This is a genomic window from Pseudoalteromonas sp. M58 (assembly GCF_042604605.1).
Lineage (GTDB): Bacteria > Pseudomonadota > Gammaproteobacteria > Enterobacterales > Alteromonadaceae > Pseudoalteromonas > Pseudoalteromonas tetraodonis.
In genome coordinates this window covers 3,200,007-3,217,991 of sequence record NZ_CP152390.1, presented here as the reverse complement: position 1 = coordinate 3,217,991, position 17,985 = coordinate 3,200,007, and the positions used below count along the sequence as shown (strand labels likewise).

General features: G+C 40.6%; 15 protein-coding genes. 6 read left to right on the top strand and 9 right to left on the bottom strand.

Annotated elements, in window-relative coordinates; genetic code table 11:
* Positions 1–10: 10 nt before the first annotated feature.
* The 4 genes from ubiB to AAGD16_RS14855 all read right to left on the bottom strand — a co-directional run bounded on the left by ubiB (position 11) and on the right by AAGD16_RS14855 (position 4,125).
* The gene (gene ubiB, locus AAGD16_RS14870) at positions 11–1,612 is read right to left on the bottom strand and encodes a ubiquinone biosynthesis regulatory protein kinase UbiB (RefSeq protein ID WP_013466199.1); all 1,602 of its coding nucleotides are present in this window, start codon (positions 1,610–1,612) and stop codon (positions 11–13) included.
* Between the two features lie 17 nt (positions 1,613–1,629).
* Positions 1,630–2,289, bottom strand: a complete 660-nt coding sequence (locus tag AAGD16_RS14865) for an SCP2 domain-containing protein (RefSeq protein ID WP_377112713.1) — start codon at positions 2,287–2,289, stop codon at positions 1,630–1,632.
* A 12-nt stretch (positions 2,290–2,301) separates the two neighbouring features.
* Positions 2,302–3,057 carry a bifunctional demethylmenaquinone methyltransferase/2-methoxy-6-polyprenyl-1,4-benzoquinol methylase UbiE gene (gene ubiE / locus AAGD16_RS14860; protein ID WP_008108541.1) on the bottom strand — a complete coding sequence of 252 codons (756 nt, stop codon included), beginning with the start codon at positions 3,055–3,057 and terminating at the stop codon, positions 2,302–2,304.
* 108 nt (positions 3,058–3,165) lie between these two features.
* Positions 3,166–4,125, bottom strand: a complete 960-nt coding sequence (locus AAGD16_RS14855) for a diguanylate cyclase domain-containing protein (RefSeq protein WP_013466197.1) — start codon at positions 4,123–4,125, stop codon at positions 3,166–3,168.
* 342 nt (positions 4,126–4,467) lie between these two features.
* Here AAGD16_RS14855 and AAGD16_RS14850 point away from each other — a divergent pair, with 342 nt between their 5' ends.
* Positions 4,468–6,246: a DUF885 family protein gene (locus tag AAGD16_RS14850; RefSeq protein ID WP_013466196.1), complete on the top strand. Its 1,779-nt coding sequence runs from the start codon at positions 4,468–4,470 to the stop codon at positions 6,244–6,246.
* A gap of 77 nt (positions 6,247–6,323) precedes the next feature.
* A complete protein-coding gene (locus tag AAGD16_RS14845; RefSeq protein WP_016899068.1) occupies positions 6,324–7,805 on the top strand; it encodes an FMN-binding glutamate synthase family protein in 1,482 nt (493 codons plus the stop codon).
* A gap of 70 nt (positions 7,806–7,875) precedes the next feature.
* On the opposite strand, the gene mtnK is transcribed toward AAGD16_RS14845, so the two are convergent.
* A complete protein-coding gene (gene mtnK, locus AAGD16_RS14840) occupies positions 7,876–9,093 on the bottom strand; it encodes an S-methyl-5-thioribose kinase (RefSeq protein WP_218029678.1) in 1,218 nt (405 codons plus the stop codon).
* 130 nt (positions 9,094–9,223) lie between these two features.
* Here mtnK and mtnA point away from each other — a divergent pair, with 130 nt between their 5' ends.
* Positions 9,224–10,249 (top strand): S-methyl-5-thioribose-1-phosphate isomerase, encoded by a 1,026-nt coding sequence (mtnA, locus tag AAGD16_RS14835; protein ID WP_290191622.1) that lies wholly within the window; start codon positions 9,224–9,226, stop codon positions 10,247–10,249.
* A gap of 63 nt (positions 10,250–10,312) precedes the next feature.
* Here mtnA and AAGD16_RS14830 read toward each other — a convergent pair whose 3' ends face one another.
* From AAGD16_RS14830 to AAGD16_RS14820, 3 genes are read right to left on the bottom strand one after another with little or no spacing between them, the layout of a single operon-like run.
* Positions 10,313–10,855 carry an acireductone dioxygenase gene (locus AAGD16_RS14830; RefSeq protein ID WP_096038839.1) on the bottom strand — a complete coding sequence of 181 codons (543 nt, stop codon included), beginning with the start codon at positions 10,853–10,855 and terminating at the stop codon, positions 10,313–10,315.
* Entirely contained in the window at positions 10,852–11,538 is a 687-nt protein-coding gene (mtnC, locus tag AAGD16_RS14825) for an acireductone synthase (RefSeq protein WP_290191624.1), read from the bottom strand. The genes AAGD16_RS14830 and mtnC overlap by 4 nt, the downstream gene beginning before the upstream one ends.
* Positions 11,535–12,152 (bottom strand): methylthioribulose 1-phosphate dehydratase, encoded by a 618-nt coding sequence (locus AAGD16_RS14820; RefSeq protein ID WP_013466190.1) that lies wholly within the window; start codon positions 12,150–12,152, stop codon positions 11,535–11,537. Before AAGD16_RS14820 ends, mtnC begins: the two co-directional genes overlap by 4 nt.
* 107 nt (positions 12,153–12,259) lie before the next feature.
* Between AAGD16_RS14820 and AAGD16_RS14815 the strand changes: the two genes are divergently transcribed.
* Genes AAGD16_RS14815 through AAGD16_RS14805 form a run of 3 tightly spaced genes read left to right on the top strand, consistent with a single transcriptional unit; the run spans position 12,260 to position 15,646 of the window.
* Entirely contained in the window at positions 12,260–13,402 is a 1,143-nt protein-coding gene (locus AAGD16_RS14815) for a methionine aminotransferase (RefSeq protein ID WP_013466189.1), read from the top strand.
* The gene (locus AAGD16_RS14810; protein ID WP_290191626.1) at positions 13,390–14,163 is read left to right on the top strand and encodes an amidohydrolase; all 774 of its coding nucleotides are present in this window, start codon (positions 13,390–13,392) and stop codon (positions 14,161–14,163) included. The genes AAGD16_RS14815 and AAGD16_RS14810 overlap by 13 nt, the downstream gene beginning before the upstream one ends.
* Positions 14,164–14,221: 58 nt before the next feature.
* Positions 14,222–15,646, top strand: coding sequence for a mannose-1-phosphate guanylyltransferase/mannose-6-phosphate isomerase (locus AAGD16_RS14805; protein ID WP_377112703.1), 1,425 nt, complete (start codon positions 14,222–14,224; stop codon positions 15,644–15,646).
* Positions 15,647–15,798: 152 nt separating this feature from the next.
* Here the strand turns inward: AAGD16_RS14805 and AAGD16_RS14800 are convergent, their stop codons facing one another.
* Positions 15,799–17,955, bottom strand: coding sequence for a response regulator (locus AAGD16_RS14800; protein WP_013466186.1), 2,157 nt, complete (start codon positions 17,953–17,955; stop codon positions 15,799–15,801).
* Positions 17,956–17,985: the final 30 nt, after the last annotated feature.

The window sequence follows — 17,985 nt, the reverse complement described above, 5'->3', positions numbered from 1 at the left end:
AGCACTTAGTTTATGCGCGGCGCCAAGCCGCTATAAAGCCAACTACAGCACAGCCTAAGACAACGCCAGCAGCCATTAAGTTGTGTTGTAAATAAAATAATGCTGAAACAATCATCGCTGCACTACTAAAAAGTCCTAAAACCAAGGGTTTATGTGAAACCGTTGATGTTGGAGGTTGTGCGTGCGGTGCTCGTTTTAAATTTTGATAAATTAAATCAGGCAACTCAGGCATTTTTTCTGCCCAAAACGGTAAGTTTGCATACATTTGCTTTAGTACAGAAAGCGGGCCAACCTGTTGTTTTACCCAGTCTTCTAAAAACGGTTTTGCGGTTTTCCACAAATCTAGTTGTGGATAAAGCTGGCGACCTAAGCCTTCAACATACAACAAGGTTTTTTGTAATAATACGAGTTGTGGTTGAACCTGCATATTAAAACGACGTGCAGTATTAAATAAATTAACCAGTACATGGCCAAATGATATTTCAGCAAGTGGTTTATTAAAAATGGGCTCGCAAACGGTACGAATAGCAAATTCAAACTCTTCAATGCTGGTATCGGGCGGCACCCACCCTGAATCAACATGTAGCTGAGCTACTTGGCGGTAGTCACGATTAAAAAAGGCAATAAAGTTTTCAGCTAAATAACGTTTATCTTCTTTGTTAAGTGTTCCCACAATGCCGCAATCTATGCCAATATATTTAGGATTGTGCGGGTTTTCGCGCGACACAAAAATATTGCCAGGGTGCATATCTGCATGAAAAAAACTATCGCGGAATACTTGGGTAAAAAACACTTCCACTCCGCGCTCAGCTAGTAATTTCATATTGGTATTTTGTGCCATCAGTGCTTCAGTATCTGACACCGGAATTCCGTAAATTCGCTCCATAACCAGCACATTATTGCGGCTGTAGTCACTGTATACTGTTGGAATATATAGCGATTCTGAGTCTTCAAAATTACGCTTTAATTGAATGCCGTTAGCACCCTCACGCATTAAGTCTAGTTCATCGAGTAATGTTTTTTTATACTCTTTAACCACTTCTACAGGGCGTAAGCGTTTCGCTTCATTAATTAACTTACCAACAACTTTAGCTAATTTTTCCATTAAGGCTAAATCGGCATTAATTTGCTGCTCAATGTTAGGGCGAATAACTTTAATAACAACATCTTGCGATTCGCCCTGCGCGTCAACGAGGGTGGCAGTATGCACTTGAGCAATTGAGGCCGATGCCAAGGGGGTTTGTGAAAACTCGCTAAATAGCTGGCTAATATCATCTATTTCTAATGCTTTTTCGATGATCTTTTGCGCTAATTCACCTTCAAAAGGTTCTACCTGATCTTGTAAAAATGCTAACTCTAGCGCGATATCGTGGGGTAACAAGTCACGACGGGTTGAGAGCATTTGGCCAAATTTTATCCACACCGGGCCAAGTTGTTGCAGCGCTAAACGAAGTCTTAAGCCCGGGGGTTTATTTTTGTGTTGGTTGCGCAACCAAAACAAACTTCCTCGTGCAAGTTTAGCAAACCAAGGTACTTTGTGTTTTGGAATAAGCTCATCGAGTCCGTAGCTAAGCAGGGTTTTAGTTATGTAATACAGTCGGGCAGTTGACACAAAAAATCCTTAGCGCGTTAAAGTGCTTTAATTAGGGCGTTAATGCGTTGCTCAATGGCAGCAACTTGGCTTTTTAGTGCTCTATTTTGTTGTTTAAATTGCGCAAGCTCTAATGGGTGAATTGTAATTGCCAATTCATCTTGGAACAGGCTGATCAAGGTGCTATCGAGCTGTGATTTTGCTTTTTTACCTTGCTGCTTAAACGACTGAAAGTGCAAATAAAGTTGTTGTGCAGGTGCATCCCCAACATACTTTGCTAGTTGCTCTGGCCAATCAATGTCTAAACTTGAAAAGGCGGAACTATAATTTTGAGCTATGTTTAAATCCCCTTGCAAATCAAGTTTGTCTTGACGTATAAGCTGGGTAAGCATGGCTGGATTTTTAAGAGCTAACAAGGTGTTTATATTGGCACTGATCATACAGTCAGCGTCAGCATGTGCTAATGCAGTGTAAAGATGTAGCTGCTGATTGGCATAAGTAATGGCTATTTTTTGCTGCCAATCTCTAACTTCAACTAATAAACGCTGATGTTCTACCGCTTTTAGCTTATCGACTAAGCTCGGGTCGAGTTTAAGCGCTTGATTTAATACTTGTTCAATAAGCGAAAGCACAAAGCTCGGTAGCATAAAAAAACTGTTTTCAGCCGATTGTTCTTTATTGTTTTCTTCAAGCGCCATAAATTACTAACCTTAGTATTTAAACCCACGGTGAAGTGCAACAATGCCGCCTGTAAGGTTTTGATAAGTTGCTTGTTCAAATCCTGCTTCGACCATCATCGCTTTTAGCGTTTCTTGATCTGGATGCATACGAATTGACTCAGCTAAATATTGGTATGATTCACTGTCGTTAGCAACCAACTTACCCATAGTAGGTAAAATGTTGAAAGAGTAAAAATCATATGCTTTGCTCAACAATTCTTGCTCTGGTTTTGAAAACTCAAGAATGAGTAAACGACCACCTGGCTTTAAAATACGATACATAGAGCGCAGCGCTTTATTTTGATCCGTCACATTACGTAAACCAAAAGCAATCGTAATTAAATCAAAGCTATTATCAGGGAAAGGCAAGGCTTCGGCATTCATTTGTACGTAATCAATGTTGCCTACAAGGCCTAAGTTATGCAGCTTTTCGCGGCCTACTTTTAACATTGAAGAGTTTATATCACCTAAAACAACCTGACCGGTTTCGCCAACAAGCTGGCTAAACTTTGCAGTTAAATCGCCAGTACCACCGGCTAAATCTAATACATGATGACCTTTACGAATACCTGAGCTGGCAATTGTTTGACGTTTCCATAAACGATGAATACCAAAAGACATGAGATCATTCATAACATCGTACTTTGTCGCAACAGAATGAAATACATCAGCAACCATAGAAGCTTTTTCGGTTTCGGCAACAGTTTTATAGCCAAAATGCGTGGTCTTTTCAGGGTTCTCGTTCATGATTAATCTCTATCGTGGTAATAAAGACTAGTGTACTTGATTGTGCACCAAGGGTGCAATTTGAATATGATTTATCAGTTAATTTTATTGTTTGAACAGTGTACTGGGTTATTGAGAAGAGCGTGACTTAAAAGCGGCGTTTGAGGCACTTTTAACCAGCTGGTTAAAGTCGCCTTGTTGTTGCTCAGTGATCCCTAGTGAGAGAGAAATGGGGGGTAGTTTTAGATCGCTTTTTGAACTAATAAAACGTAGCTTTTCAACTCCGCTTATCACTTTTTGTGCAATAAGGTTAGCGGTTTCGGGCTCTATGTTAGCAAGTAAAACGATGAATTGATCTTTTGCAGAGCGCCCAGCTAAGCCACTTTGCGAAACATATTTTTGCACTTGCTTAGCCACTTTATTTAAAATCACTTCGCCAATGGCATCGCCAAAATTATTAATAAAATGCTCTAAATTATCAATTTGAATTGCAATAGCTGAGATTGATTTGTCTTGTTTTAACCATAACTGTGTTTGTTTGGTTAAATAATGGCGTTTATATAAGCCAGTTTGTGGGTCAATCACATGTTGTTTGCGTAAGGTATTAAGTTGTTTTTTAGTTGCTTCGTGTAGTTTTTTGGCCTGACTTAGTTGGTGTTTAAATTGTGCTTGTTGCGTTAATAAAAGCTGAGTTTGTTCATTAAGCCTTTCTAAAGCAATACGGCTGTTGGCAATATTATTTTCATCTAGAGAGTGCATACAGTCATTAACATGACCTGCAAAGTCATTTAGCTTTTTTTCGGTCTGTTGAGCATTTTGCGATAGTGAATTGATCACGCCATTGACGTTTTCAATTATTGCTACTTCGGTTTTATGCCCTTGATTTAAATATTCAAAATAGAGTTGTTCAATAAACAGCTCATCAATATTTTGATGGGCATCTATGGCATCATCAATGGCATTATTAAGCGCAAAATGGATTTTACTAATGTATGTATACACAACTTGAAAATTTAAGGGGGTGGGAGGCAAAACATGATGCTCTAAAAACATACATACTTTTGTCATTTTTTCTTGTGCTAAAGCCATGGAATCATGGAACATCATTTGCAATTACCAACCAAATACGCATAAATGCTGATTTATAAAACTCGTCCAATGAGGCAATTTGCTTCCAAGCAACGATACAATAATCATTATATCCGTTATTTAAAAGTAAAATGAGTCGGAGTTGGCTAAAATAGCACTATAATTTCAATAACCGTTGTTTTTCTGAGCAATTACTCTAAGTTATTTATAGTTTTGTATTAACTTAAGTTAATACAATGTCTCACGGGCGTATATTTTGCGCAGTTGGTCGTATATCTATTTGCTATTTATCTAGGCTACGATAGGTTTATCACATCTGTAATATTACTAAGATCACTCACTATGAATTTATCTCTTTCAAAACAAATGCGTCTTTCCTTATTAAGTGTCACTTTAGTGTGCTCACTAAGCGCGTGTCAGCTCACCGCAATTAATGCGGATCAACAATTTACGCAAGCGGCTGAAAATATCGTACAGCATCGCCAAAATGTTAGCCCGTATAGTAACCCCGAAGGAGTTGATGGCTACTTATTACCTAATTTGTCAGCTGAATTTTTAGCGCAGCAATATCAAAAAAACACCCAGTTATTAGCAGATTTAGATGCCATAGATGTAAGTAAGCTCAGTGATGAAAACCAAATTAACTACAGTATTATTCGAGCGCAAGTGCAAAATAGTGTTGATGAATATGTATTTAATACGCACTACATGCCTTTAACGTCAGAATATGGATTCCATTCAAGCCTATCGTTTATTGTTAATAGCTCTGATTATAAAACCGCACAAGATTATCAACACTATTTAAAGCGATTACAGCAAGTTCCGCGCTTTTTTGAGCAAAATATGGCATGGATGCGTAAAGGATTAGAGGTTGGTTTAACTCAACCCAAAGCGGTGTTAATTGGTTATCAAGACTCGATTACTGCTTACATTGTTGATGACGTCACACAATCTGAATTTTATAAGCCATTTTTAAACAATACCGCGGGTTTAAGTGATAGTGAATTTGCAGATTTGCAACAACAAGCTAAAGCAATTATCAGTAGCCAAGTTATTAATGCCTACAAAGACTACTTAACTTTTTTTAATAACGAATACTTACCAGGCGCACGTAGTGATATTGGTATTTCGTCAACACCAAATGGTGAGGCCTTTTATGCAAATCGTGCTAAATATTACACCACCACACAAATGACCCCAAAAGAAATACATGAGCTGGGTTTAGCGGAGGTTGCGCGCATTCGTAGTGAAATGGAAGCGGTTATTAAAGAAGTAGGTTTTAAAGGCACGTTTGCAGAATTTATCCACTTTTTACGAACAGATCCGCAGTTTTACGCCACAACGCCTGAGCAATTATTAAAAGAGGCCGCGTATATTGCCAAAAAAATGGATGCGCAGTTGCCTAAATTATTTCATACCTTACCGCGCAAACCTTATGGCGTAGCGCCGGTGCCTGCCAATATTGCTCCTAAGTACACTACTGGGCGCTATTCGGGTTCGAGCCGTGATGATCAAGCCGGCTTTTATTGGGTGAATACCTACGCTTTAGATAAACGACCACTCTACGCTTTAGAAGCATTAACTTTGCACGAAGCTGTTCCGGGTCATCATTTACAAATATCACTCAATGCAGAACTTGAAAGCTTACCTAGCTATCGCCGTGATGCGTATTTATCAGCGTTTGGTGAGGGCTGGGGACTGTATTCAGAGTACTTAGGTGTTGAAGCGGGTTTTTATCAAGACCCGTACAGCAACTTTGGTCGTTTAACCTACGAAATGTGGCGTGCTGCACGTTTAGTGGTTGATACGGGTATGCACATGTACGGCTGGAGTCGTGAGCGTGCAATGAATTTTATGGCCGATAATACGGCGCTTTCATTACACAATGTAAAAACAGAAACCGATCGTTATATTTCATGGCCTGCACAAGCGTTGTCATACAAAATTGGTGAGTTAACAATTAAACGTCTGCGTGCAGAGGCCGAGCAAGCATTAGGTCAGCAGTTTGATATTCGTGAGTTTCATCATCAAATATTGCGCCATGGTTCAGTGCCTTTGTCGGTGCTTGAGCAGCAAATACGTTTGTATATACAAGCAGAATTAGCAAAAACAGATAGCTAAAAGCGCATTATTTTGAAACTATAAAAGTGTGGTGTTATTTAATGACATCACGCTTTTTTAGCATTTAAGGATAAGTAATGAGTCAATTTATAATGTTCAGTATCGATGTGTTTGCCAGCTTATTTATTGTTGTATTTGGATTGCTGGTTATATTAATTGCTATTTTTTATGTTCGAGATGTTACCCAAACAAAGCATGCTATTAGGCGTAATTATCCAGTAATTGGACGTTTTCGCTACTTTTTTGAACGCCAAGGTGAGTTTTTTCGTCAGTATTTTTTTGCTCTCGACCGTGAAGAAATGCCCTTTAATCGCGCCGAACGCAGTTGGGTATATCGGGCTGCTAAAGATGTTGATCATACGGCTGCTTTTGGTTCAACCCAAAGCTTAGAAACGACAGGCACCGTAATGTTTATGAACTGCGCATTTCCTACCTTAGATGAAGAAGCCCTAGCGCCTAGCAACGTAACGCTTGGGCCTTATTGTAAATTTCCTTACACCACAAATTCGTTATTTAATATATCGGGCATGAGCTTTGGCGCGTTATCTAGTCCTGCTGTTCGTGCACTCTCAAAGGGGGCAAAATTAGCCGGTTGTTGGATGAACACGGGGGAAGGCGGACTTAGTCCGTATCACTTAGAAGGTGGTGCCGATATCGTGTTTCAAATTGGTACGGCTAAATATGGTGTACGCGACGAGCAGGGAAATTTAAGCACAGAAAAACTAAAAGCCGTTGCTGCACACCCAGCAGTTAAAATGTTTGAGCTGAAAATGAGCCAAGGTGCCAAGCCAGGTAAAGGCGGTATGTTACCTGGGCGAAAAGTGAATGCTGAAATTGCTAAAATAAGAGGCATACCTGAGGGGCAGGATTCAATTAGCCCAAATGGGCACCCAGAAATAAAAAATCCAAACGATATTTTAGACATGCTCACCACGATAAGAAGTACAACCGGTAAACCGACAGGCTTTAAAGCGGTAATTGGTGAACATGCTTGGTTAGAAAGTTTATTTGCCGAGATAAATCATCGTGGTATTGAGTCTGCACCCGACTTCATTACCATAGATAGTGCTGATGGTGGTACCGGCGCTGCGCCTCAGTCTTTACTCGATTCGGTGGGGTTACCGCTAAAAGAAAGTCTTCCTTTAGTTATTCAGTTACTAAAAAAGCATGGCCTTAGAGAGCGAGTTAAAATTATTGTCTCTGGCAAATTAATTGTGCCCTCAAAAGTTGCGTGGGCATTAGCACTAGGTGCCGACTTTGTTGTGTCTGCACGTGGACATATGTTTGCACTAGGCTGCATTCAGGCTATGCAATGTAATAAAGATACCTGCCCCACAGGAATTACTACGCATAATGAACGTTTACAGCGTGGTTTAAATGTTGAGGATAAAGCGCAGCGGGTCGCAAATTATAATAAATACATTCATTACGGTGCGGGGCTTATTGCACATTCTTGTGGCGTTACCAGTGCTCGCGAATTAAAACGCAAACATGTGCGTATAGTGCAAGAGAGCGGTCTTTCTGAGCCACTAGATAAAATGTACGAGCACTATCATTAAATATAGCTTAAAAGGCGCTTAAAGCGCCTTTTTTAATAAAATAAAGACTTAGTTTAGGGTCAAACAGACCCTAATTTAAATGGCTTATTAGCAAGCTGAAAAACGCGTCTTTAGTATCGCAAGTGTGGGCATTTAAAATCAATTGCTCACCCAGTGCTAATGTTTGTTTTTGTACGTTTAACCGTGCGGCCTCATCGGTAATGCCTTCTATATCAATTACATTAGCAAGGCCTATAGTGCGTCTAATTAGCTCTATGCCACAGTAGCCAATAGCATCTTGTAAAACATGTTTCATAAAATACTCTGCGTAGCCTGAAGCTTTAAGTGTCTCATCAGTTGTTTGCTTATTTATGAGCTCAAACCACTGTTGTTCAAATGTGGCGTAGCATTCAACCAATGTACTTAATAAATGGGTTTGATAATTACGACGTGCTACAAAGTCGTCAATGCGACCGTGCTGAGCACAGTAATTTAGTAGTAAGTTACCGATAAAAGATCCAATATCAAAGCCAATAGGGCCAAAAAAGCCAAACTCAGGGTCGATCATTTTAGTGGTAGTTTGATTAACAAAAATACTTCCGCTGTGCATATCGCCATGCAACAAGGTTTGTGGGTTCGATAAAAAGTTAGCTTTTAGCTTTGCTACTTCAAGTTTTAATGCCCCGTTTTTACGAATAGCCTCAACTTCAGTTTGTAATTGTGCCGGATAGTTGTTGCGTTCATGTTCTGTGTACGGATCGCTAAAAAATAAATCTTCAGTAATTTGGCACAGTTCAGGGTTGGTAAATTGGCTAATACGTGCTTTTTTATCTTGCGCTAATAAATAAAAGTCAGAGTTATAAAAGCCCGTTTGGCTTAAATACACAGCTACGTGGTGAGCAAGGTTTGGAAATTGTTCAGCATTATTTTGCGCTGTTCGCAAAATTTGCAAATCACCTAAATCTTCTAAAATGGTCAGAGCTAAGTCTTTATTGTAATGTAAAACAGTAACCGTATGCGCAGGGCAAATAGTCCCATGATTAAGTAAAACTTCTGCCTCAATTCGTGCCCTATCAAGTGTTAATGGCCACGACTCACCTACACAACGCGCATACGGTAAAGCTTGCTTTAATATAATACTGTTGTTTAGCTCATCCGTAATTCTAAATACTAAGTTGAGATTACCGTCACCAAATTCATAAGCGGTAAGCGCTTGTCCCGGCTTAAAAAAGTCGTATTGATTAGATTCAATTAATGAATTGATGTAATTAATAGCGTGCTGTGCATTAAAAGCAACATAGTTAGTCATGGTTTTATTCTCAATAAAGATGCATTTAAGCATTCTATACTTTTAAATGTTTAGATGTCTATAAGTCCAACTTGAGAGTTCTTCAAAGTGGTGTAAAATAACCCTACGCACTTCTAATCTTTTAAGCCTTATGCAAAATTTAATCGCAAGCAGTTTAAAATATGAAAATAGTACGCTGAGCGTACTTGATCAATATTTGCTTCCTCATCAACAAGTGTGGCATGAATGCCACACTGTAGAGACAATGAAAGAGCTGATCATCAGCTTAAAAGTGCGTGGTGCGCCACTTATAGGCTTAGGGGCCAGTTTATTAATTGCTTATTTAGCTGAGCAAGGTATGACTAGAGACGCGCTTGCAACCGCCATAAATGAGCTAGAAGCCACTCGCCCAACAGCGGTTAACTTAATGCATTGTATGGCGGCGTTGCGCCAAGCGCTTAAACAAACTGATTATGTTGCCAGTATTGTTGCAACGGCTGAGCAGTTATTTATTGAAGACATTGAGCTATGTGAGCGTATGGCAACACGTGGTGCCGAGCTAATAAATAGCGGCGACAATATATTAACTCACTGTAATACCGGCGCTTTAGCCACTGCGGGCATAGGTACTGCATTGGGTGTTATTTATAAAGCACAACAAGTCCATGGCAATGTCCATGTGTGGGTGGATGAAACACGCCCCTTACTGCAAGGCGGGCGTTTGACCGCGTTTGAATTGGAGCGTTGGCAAATACCTTACACGCTAATTTGCGATAATATGGCGGCCAGTTTAATGGCTGCAGGTAAGGTAGATAAAATTGTTGTAGGGGCTGATCGTATTGCTGCTAATGGCGACTTTGCCAATAAAGTCGGTACTTATAATTTAGCGGTGCTTGCGCATTTTCATAATATTCCATTTTATGTGGTGGCACCGGTTACTACGCTTGACGTAAATACTGCCCAAGGTAGCGATATAGAAATAGAGCAACGTAATCCACAAGAAGTGCGTGGTGTTAGTGGTAGTTTTGGCGAGGCATTGTGGGCTCCCACGAATGCTAATGTATATAACCCCGCATTTGACGTAACACCCGCAAACTTGGTTACTGGGTGGGTGTTAGATACCGGTGTTTATAACCAAAGTCAGGTAGAAAGTGGCGTGCTTTTAAAGCTGAAGTAATTTTGCGATGCGTTTGGTCCACGTTATGTTTATTAGTGTGGACCAGGGTTTTGAATGATTAAATTACGGTAATAATGGAAATTGCTCTGCAATCGGTGATTCCGTGCTTTGTGCTACCCAACCTTGTGTATTGTTAAATAAACGAATAGCGGTAAATTCTGGGTCGCTACCCATATCAAACCAATGAGGGGTCAGCTTAGGTACTGAGATCAAATCGCCTTGTTGACAAAGTACTTGGTACACTTTACTGCCAATGTGTAAGCAAAATAACCCTTGGCCTTTGACAAAAAAGCGTACTTCGTCTTCGCTGTGAGTGTGTTCAAATAAAAATTTTTTGCGCAATTCTGCAGCATCAGGGTTGCCTTTAGCTAGTGATATAACGTCAACAGTTTGATAGCCGCCTTGCTGTTTTAAGCGTTCAATATCGCCGCTGTAGGCAGTTAAAATATCATTATTGCTGGTGCTTTCAGTGATCTCGGTATTTGCCTGCCATTGCTCAAAACGCACATTAACCTTAGCAAGTTCAGCGGCAATATTTTGAACGTCGCTACTGGTCAGCAGTGCATTATTGGCGTCAGAATCTGCAAAAATAGTGAGTTGGCTCATGCTAAATGCTCCGCTTTAAATTGGCTAAAATCGTTAATGTAGCTGTGCTTTGATGAGCTTTCTTGCCCATCGCGAATTAAATGTAAAGTTTTAAGCCCAACGGTTTTTGCAGCATCAAGCTCTGCAACTACATCACTTAAAAACAATACTTCGTCTGGGTTAAAAGGCAATTGCGTTATTATGTTTTCATAGGCGCTTGGCGCTTGTTTAGCGCCTACTTTGGTATCAAAGTAATCACTAAATAGTGAGCGAATATCGCCAAAGTCAGAATACTGAAAAATTAAATGCTGTGCTTTCACAGAGCCCGACGAATAAACGTATAACTGTTGGCCAGCTTGCTTTTGTTGTTGTAAAAATTGATAAGCATCTGGGTATAAGTGACCAGTAAAATCACCGTTTTCATAGCCTGTTTGCCAAATTAAACCTTGTAATTGTTTAAGTGGCGTTATTTTTTTATCTTCTTCAATCCAAGTAAGTAAAGTGCTAATAACGGTGTCGATATCGGCATTAGGCTCGTTAATTTCAGCTTTTACAGCGCTAATTTGTTCTGCTACTTCAGGCTGTTCTGTGTGACCGCGCACAAATGCAGGCAGTTGTTGTGCGGCATAAGGAAATAGCACATCTTTTACAAACGAAATACGCGTAATAGTGCCTTCAATATCAGTTAGCAATGCTTTGATCATAGTGCGGTTCCTGTTATTTTTAAGCGTTCTAGCTCGCAACTAAATAAAAACTCTAATGCCTCTAAATGGCGGCGAACTTCATCAATGTTACGGCCAACAGCATATAAACCATGACCTCTGATCAATACGGCATGCTTAATTGGTGAGTGTAAGTGATGGTCGCTCACAAGTAGGCTTAAACGGTCTATATCTTGATCGTTATCGAAAATAGGGATGGCCAGTGATTCTAAGTGCGATGTAATACCGCTGAGCGCTTTTTGCATCTCGTAGCCGGTTAGTTCAAGCTGATGGCGTTGAATAATATTTGAAAGTACAGTTGCCGCTACCGAGTGAGTATGCAAAACATATTGCGCGTCAGGAATAAGTTGATACAAGCTCAAATGCAGTTGTGTTTCGGCTGAGGGTTTTATTGCCCCTGCAACACGCTCACCTAAATGATTTAATTGTAGAAAATGCTCAGGCATTAACGCGCCTTTGTCGTGGCCACTGGCTGTGACTACAAAGCCCGTACTGGTGCGAGCTGAAAAGTTTCCACCTGTTGCGGGTACCCAACCTTTTTGACTGACCCATTTTCCGGCTTCAATAAGTTCTGAAATAGCGGTATTGTTTTGCATACATTCCTCACTAATGAGCATAAAGCTATTTGTTTTAGACGGCTATACTTCTGTTTTAAGCAATGATAGCATCGCTTTGGGCGTAAAACCATCATTAAGGGTAACCAGTGTTTGAAAGTAAATTGCCAAATTTAGGCACCAGTATTTTTAGTCAAATGACTGCTTTAGCAAATCAATTCGAAGCGATTAATTTATCGCAGGGTTTTCCTGAGTTTGATGCGCCTGAGCTACTTAAAAAACAGCTTAATCATTATGTGCTTGAAGGAGTTAATCAATATTCACCTTCATCTGGTGTACCGCGCCTGCAGCAACAAATTGCCCAGTTAGCAAAACGAAAATATGCGGTTGAAATAGATGCCGCGCAGCAAGTAACGGTAACCTCAGGGGCAACCGAGGCGCTGTTTGTTGCCATTCAAGCGCTAGTGCGCGAAGGTGATGAAGTCATTGTATTTGACCCTGCTTATGACTCTTACCAGCCAGCGATTGAATTGGCCGGTGGTAAGTCAGTTAATATTGCTCTGCATGCTCCGAGTTATGTAATTGACTGGCAAACGGTGGCTGCGGCTATTAATAGCAAAACGCGGGCTATTATTATCAACACTCCACATAACCCAAGTGGTAAAACGTTAAAACAGCACGATATTAATGCCCTAAAAGCCTTAGTCATCGAGCATGATTTATACCTGATAAGTGATGAAGTATACGAGCATATTACTTTTGATAAGCAACCACATTTAAGTGTGTTACGAGATGAGGAATTGTTTGCTCGCAGCTTTGTGATCTCAAGCTTTGGCAAGACTTTTCATAGCACTGGTTGGAAAATGGGTTACTGCATCGCACCCGCTACACTTGCGGTCGAGTTTCGTAAAATTCACCAATATGTGACTTTTTCAAGCTTCACGCCTGCGCAACATGCACTCGCCGATATGTTAGAACAGCAAGGTGAGCATGTGGATGCGCTAAGTGAGTTTTATCAACAAAAACGCGATGTGCTCAGTAATGCTCTACAAGATAGCCGCTTTAGCATTTTACCAAGTGAAGGCACCTACTTTTTACTGCTTGATTACAGTGATGTATCGGATTTAAATGACGTAGAATTTTGCCAATGGTTAGCAGAACAAGCAGGCGTTGCAGCCATTCCACTGAGCGTGTTTTATCAGCAACCAAGCAATGATAAAGTTATTCGTTTATGTTTTGCTAAAAATGATCAAACCTTAATAGAGGCGGCACATATTTTATGTCAACTTTAACCTTCGCATTATTACAAAGCTCGCTGCATTGGCTCGATAAAAAAGCCAATTTAGCTATGTTTGAAAAACAGCTTGCTAATATCACCAATCAACCTGATTTAATTGTACTTCCTGAAACCTTTGCCACTGGATTTGCGGTTAACCTTGACTGTGGCGAAGCTGAAAATGGCTCAGTACTGAGTTGGCTCAAGGCACAGGCGAAGCACTATAATGCGGTAATTGCAGGCTCGGTATTGGTAACCCAAGGAAGTAAAAAAGCGAATCGGTTTTACTGGGTACAACCAAATGGAGAAGTGAGCTATTACGATAAACGGCACTTATTTTGTTTAGGTAACGAAGGCGAGTTTGTAGTGGCAGGACAAACGCGTGAAGTGTTTGAACTCAATGGGTTTAAAATATTGCCACAAGTATGCTACGACTTACGGTTTCCGGTGTTTCAGCGCAATAACAATGACTACGACGTGATGATAAATATTGCCAATTGGCCAGCAGCAAGGCGCAATGTATGGGACACTTTATTAATGGCACGAGCAATGGAAAACCTATGCTACGTGGTTGGCGTAAACCGGGTTGGTGAAGATGGCAATGGTATTGACCACAGTGGTGGAACTGCAGTGTATGACTTTAAAGGTGAGCCACTGATTAAAGCGAATGACGACCAGCAAGCACTACTAACAATCATGTTAAATAAAGCGCCGCTTGATGAGTTTAGAGCTAAATTTCCGGCACATTTAGATGCTGATGCTTTTACATTGGTATAAATTAGCGCCCAGCCGATAAAGTGCTAAAATAGCCGCTGATATTTTTATTGGCGGCTTTATGAATACAACCCTTATTACACCGGTAATTTTAGCTGGCGGCATTGGCACACGGCTTTGGCCGCTGTCGCGCCAAGCAATGCCAAAGCAGTTTTTATCTTTGCTTGATAATAAAAACCAGCAGTCGTTATTGCAAAGCACGTTAGTGCGTGTTGCAACTGAGGACTTTAATCCCGCTATTTTGGTCTGTAATGAGCAGCATCGATTTATTGCCGCGCAGCAGGCAGCATTTGCAAAGCCCCATGCCATAGTACTTGAGCCAGAAGGCAAAAATACCGCACCAGCCATTGCCCTTGCCGCGCACTATGCATTAAAAAATAATATTACAGGTCCTTTGTTGGTGATGCCTGCCGATCATTATATTGAAGATTTTACGCCATTAACTGCTCAGTTATCTGATGCGGTGACACTGGCTGAGCAAGGTAAATTAGTTACATTTTCAATTACGCCAACAGAGCCGCATACCGGTTATGGCTATATCAAACAGGGCACAGCAATTATAGGTACTGCTTGCTTTGAGGTAGACCAGTTTAAAGAAAAACCTGATTTAGCAACTGCATCAACCTATTTAACTGAGGGCGGTTATAGTTGGAACAGTGGAATGTTTTTATTTACTCCCGCTGCATATCTAAAAGAGCTGGAACGCTTTGCGCCAAAAATAGCTAAAAGTGTTGCTAGTGCCACTGATTTTAAACAAGACTTAGCGTTTACAAGAGCAAATACTCATGCACTTGAATCTTGCCCAAGTGACTCGATTGATTATGCTATTTTAGAGCGTAGTAATAATGTGGTGGTAATGCCCGTTGCATTAAATTGGAGCGATGTGGGTAGTTTTTCTGCGCTGGCAGCGCTAAGTAAAAAAGAGCCACAGGGTAATAGCCCACACCAAGAACATATCGCCCAAAACAGTAGTAACAACTTAGTTATTAGCGAAGATGGACACACAATAGCGACGTTAGGGGTAAGCGATTTAGCGGTTATTCATACCCACGACGCCACTTTAATTGCTGATCAAAATGCGCTTGATGCCCTCCCGTTATTACTCAAGCAATTGACAACAACACATAATAACAAACTGACACACCATCAGGTGGTTTACCGCCCTTGGGGAAATTATCGTACGCTGGTAGAAAGTATCGGTTTTAAAGTAAAAAAAATAACCGTTAATAGTGGGGCTAGGCTCTCAACGCAGCGTCATCAGCATCGCGCTGAGCATTGGGTTGTGGTGTCGGGCACTGCAGATATATGTATTGACCAGCAAAGCTTAACGCTGACCCATGACCAGTCTTGTTATATTGCTGCAAAACAGCTGCACAGTTTAGCGAATAATCAGCCCGAGCGCTTAGTTGTTATTGAAGTGCAAACGGGTGCCATTTTAGATGAAAGCGATATAGAGCGATTTGACGATATATACGGCAGAAAATAACAGTATAAATAGTGAAAATGCTTGATTATTTGTCACTGCAGTAAAACTTGGTAGCCCGTAGCCCGTAGCCCGTAGCCCGTAGCCCGTAGCCCGTAGCCCGTAGCCCGTAGCCCGTAGCCCGTAGCCCGTAGCCCGTAGCCCGTAGCCCGTTTTTACCCTAGTCCTTGCCGTACATACTTTAAATACGCCTCTAAACTGTGTTGCCACAGTGTGCTGGCTTCATTTAACGAGTTATTTAATGGTTTTTTATCTAGTAAGCGTCGCTCAATTTTTTTTAGAGCTAGTCCATAGCTATTAAAACCAAGTTGCATAGCGGTGCTAGCTTGGCGATGTAATAACTTAATGCATTGCTCGGTGTCTTGCTCTAATAAAGCTTGGCAACGGCTCAGCTTATTACGAGCAGAAAGAATAAATTCATTATAGATAGAAGATACTTCATCAATACTAAAAGAGCTTGTCAGGGTGTCTGTTGCGGTTTCATCGTATAACGTATCAATCAGCTCGACAGCAATATTAGCTGTTTGTGTTGACTGTGAATCACTCAATGCTTGGCGTAGTTTCTCTTGCTTTAATGGCTTGCCAACAATGTCTTTAATACCCAGTGCTAAGTATTCTTTTATTTCATCAGGGCTCAAACTGGCAGTAAAGGCCAGCACCGGCGTTCGCTGATTTTTATGCTCCACCCGTTTGAGAGTTTTTAGTACCTGTTGCCCTGTTAAATCGGGTAAGTTCATATCAAGTAGCACCACATCAAAGTGGTATTTTTTCATCAACTCAATCGCACTTTTGCCATCTTTAGCGAGCTTAATTTTATGCTCGTCGTCAGCCATAAATTCAACGGCAATTTTTTGGTTCAGATCTAAATCTTCAACAAGTAATACATCGAGTCCGGTTAAATAGTCCTTACTTTGATGGCGTTGCTCTACGAGACTAAGCTCACCAATAGCTAACGTCATGTTAAAGCTAAATACACTGCCTACTCCCAGCTCACTGGTAATTTCTAGCTGGCTATTAATTTTATCGAGAAGGCGACTGGTTATAGCTAGTCCTAGACCTGTTCCGCCTTTTTCTTTACCGGCACTGCTTTGAATGTAGGGCTCAGTTAAATAATCAATTTCATCTTTTTCAATACCAGGGCCTGAATCGAGTACGCTTACTTTAAGGGTATGATCTAGCTGGGTTTCATTAATTAAGTCTATTTGTACTTTTACCATCCCCGTATCGGTAAATTTAATCGCATTACCGACAAGGTTAATAATAATTTGTCTGAGTTTTTGTTGGTCGCAGTAGTAACAGGCTTTGTCGGGGATATTACAGGCGAGCTCAAATTTAAGTTGTTTTTGTTCGGCCAGAGGGCTTAACAGCAAACATAAGTTTTGCAGCCACGTTTTAAACTCTATGTCTTCTTCGTACAGGGCTTCGTCGTGCTGATCTAAGCTTGCATATTCCAGCACTTTATCTACCAGTAAGTTGAGTGACTCAGCTGAGTTGATAATGGCCTCACAATAGGCTTTGTTACGGCTGTCGCTGGTTTGATTTAATACCAGTTGTGCACTGCCTAATATGCCGTTTAGTGGTGTGCGTATTTCATGGCTGATGGTGGATAAAAACAGTCCGCGAATTTCTAAATCTTTATGAGCTTTTTCGGTGAGTTTATTAAGTCGTAATTCCCTGCGCTCATTACATAACAACGCCATACCTGCAGCATAGAACATGGGGGCAATAACACTATTTAAAAATAACAGTGAGTTAAACCATGAATTTAAAATGGCATCCTGTTGTGCAATGTCATCCATAAATAGGCTTCGGGTAATAAAACTTGCTGCAACTAAAGTTAAAATAATTATGTAAACAATACTGGCGTTAGGGTAGGGTTTTCGCGCATATTTTATAAATATAAATAATAAAAAAGTGGCCTCTACAATATGCTGCAAATCAGAAATATATACCCGTGAGCGCATTGAGGGCTGTAAAAATGTGAAATAAACAAGCAGCAAAGCGCTGAGCGCTGTAAATAGGCAAACAAACTTAAGGCCACGACCATGATAATTTAAAAATTGACTCAGTGACAAACAATGCACAATAGAGGCTAAAAACATCATGTTATTAGCAAGGGTAATGGCAATCTGATCAGGAATTTTGCCTATTAGCGCAAAACTAACAATGGCAGCTAATAGCAGTAAAGGATAGAAAATATAAAGTAACGTGCCGGGAACATGCTTATTGGTACGCCAGGTTAAAAAGTTCAGTAGCGTCATCACTGTCATAACGGCGATACTGGCAAAATAAAGCGTAAATGAGTCGAGCATTAAGACCCCAACAGCGTTTTTTAAAGAAGA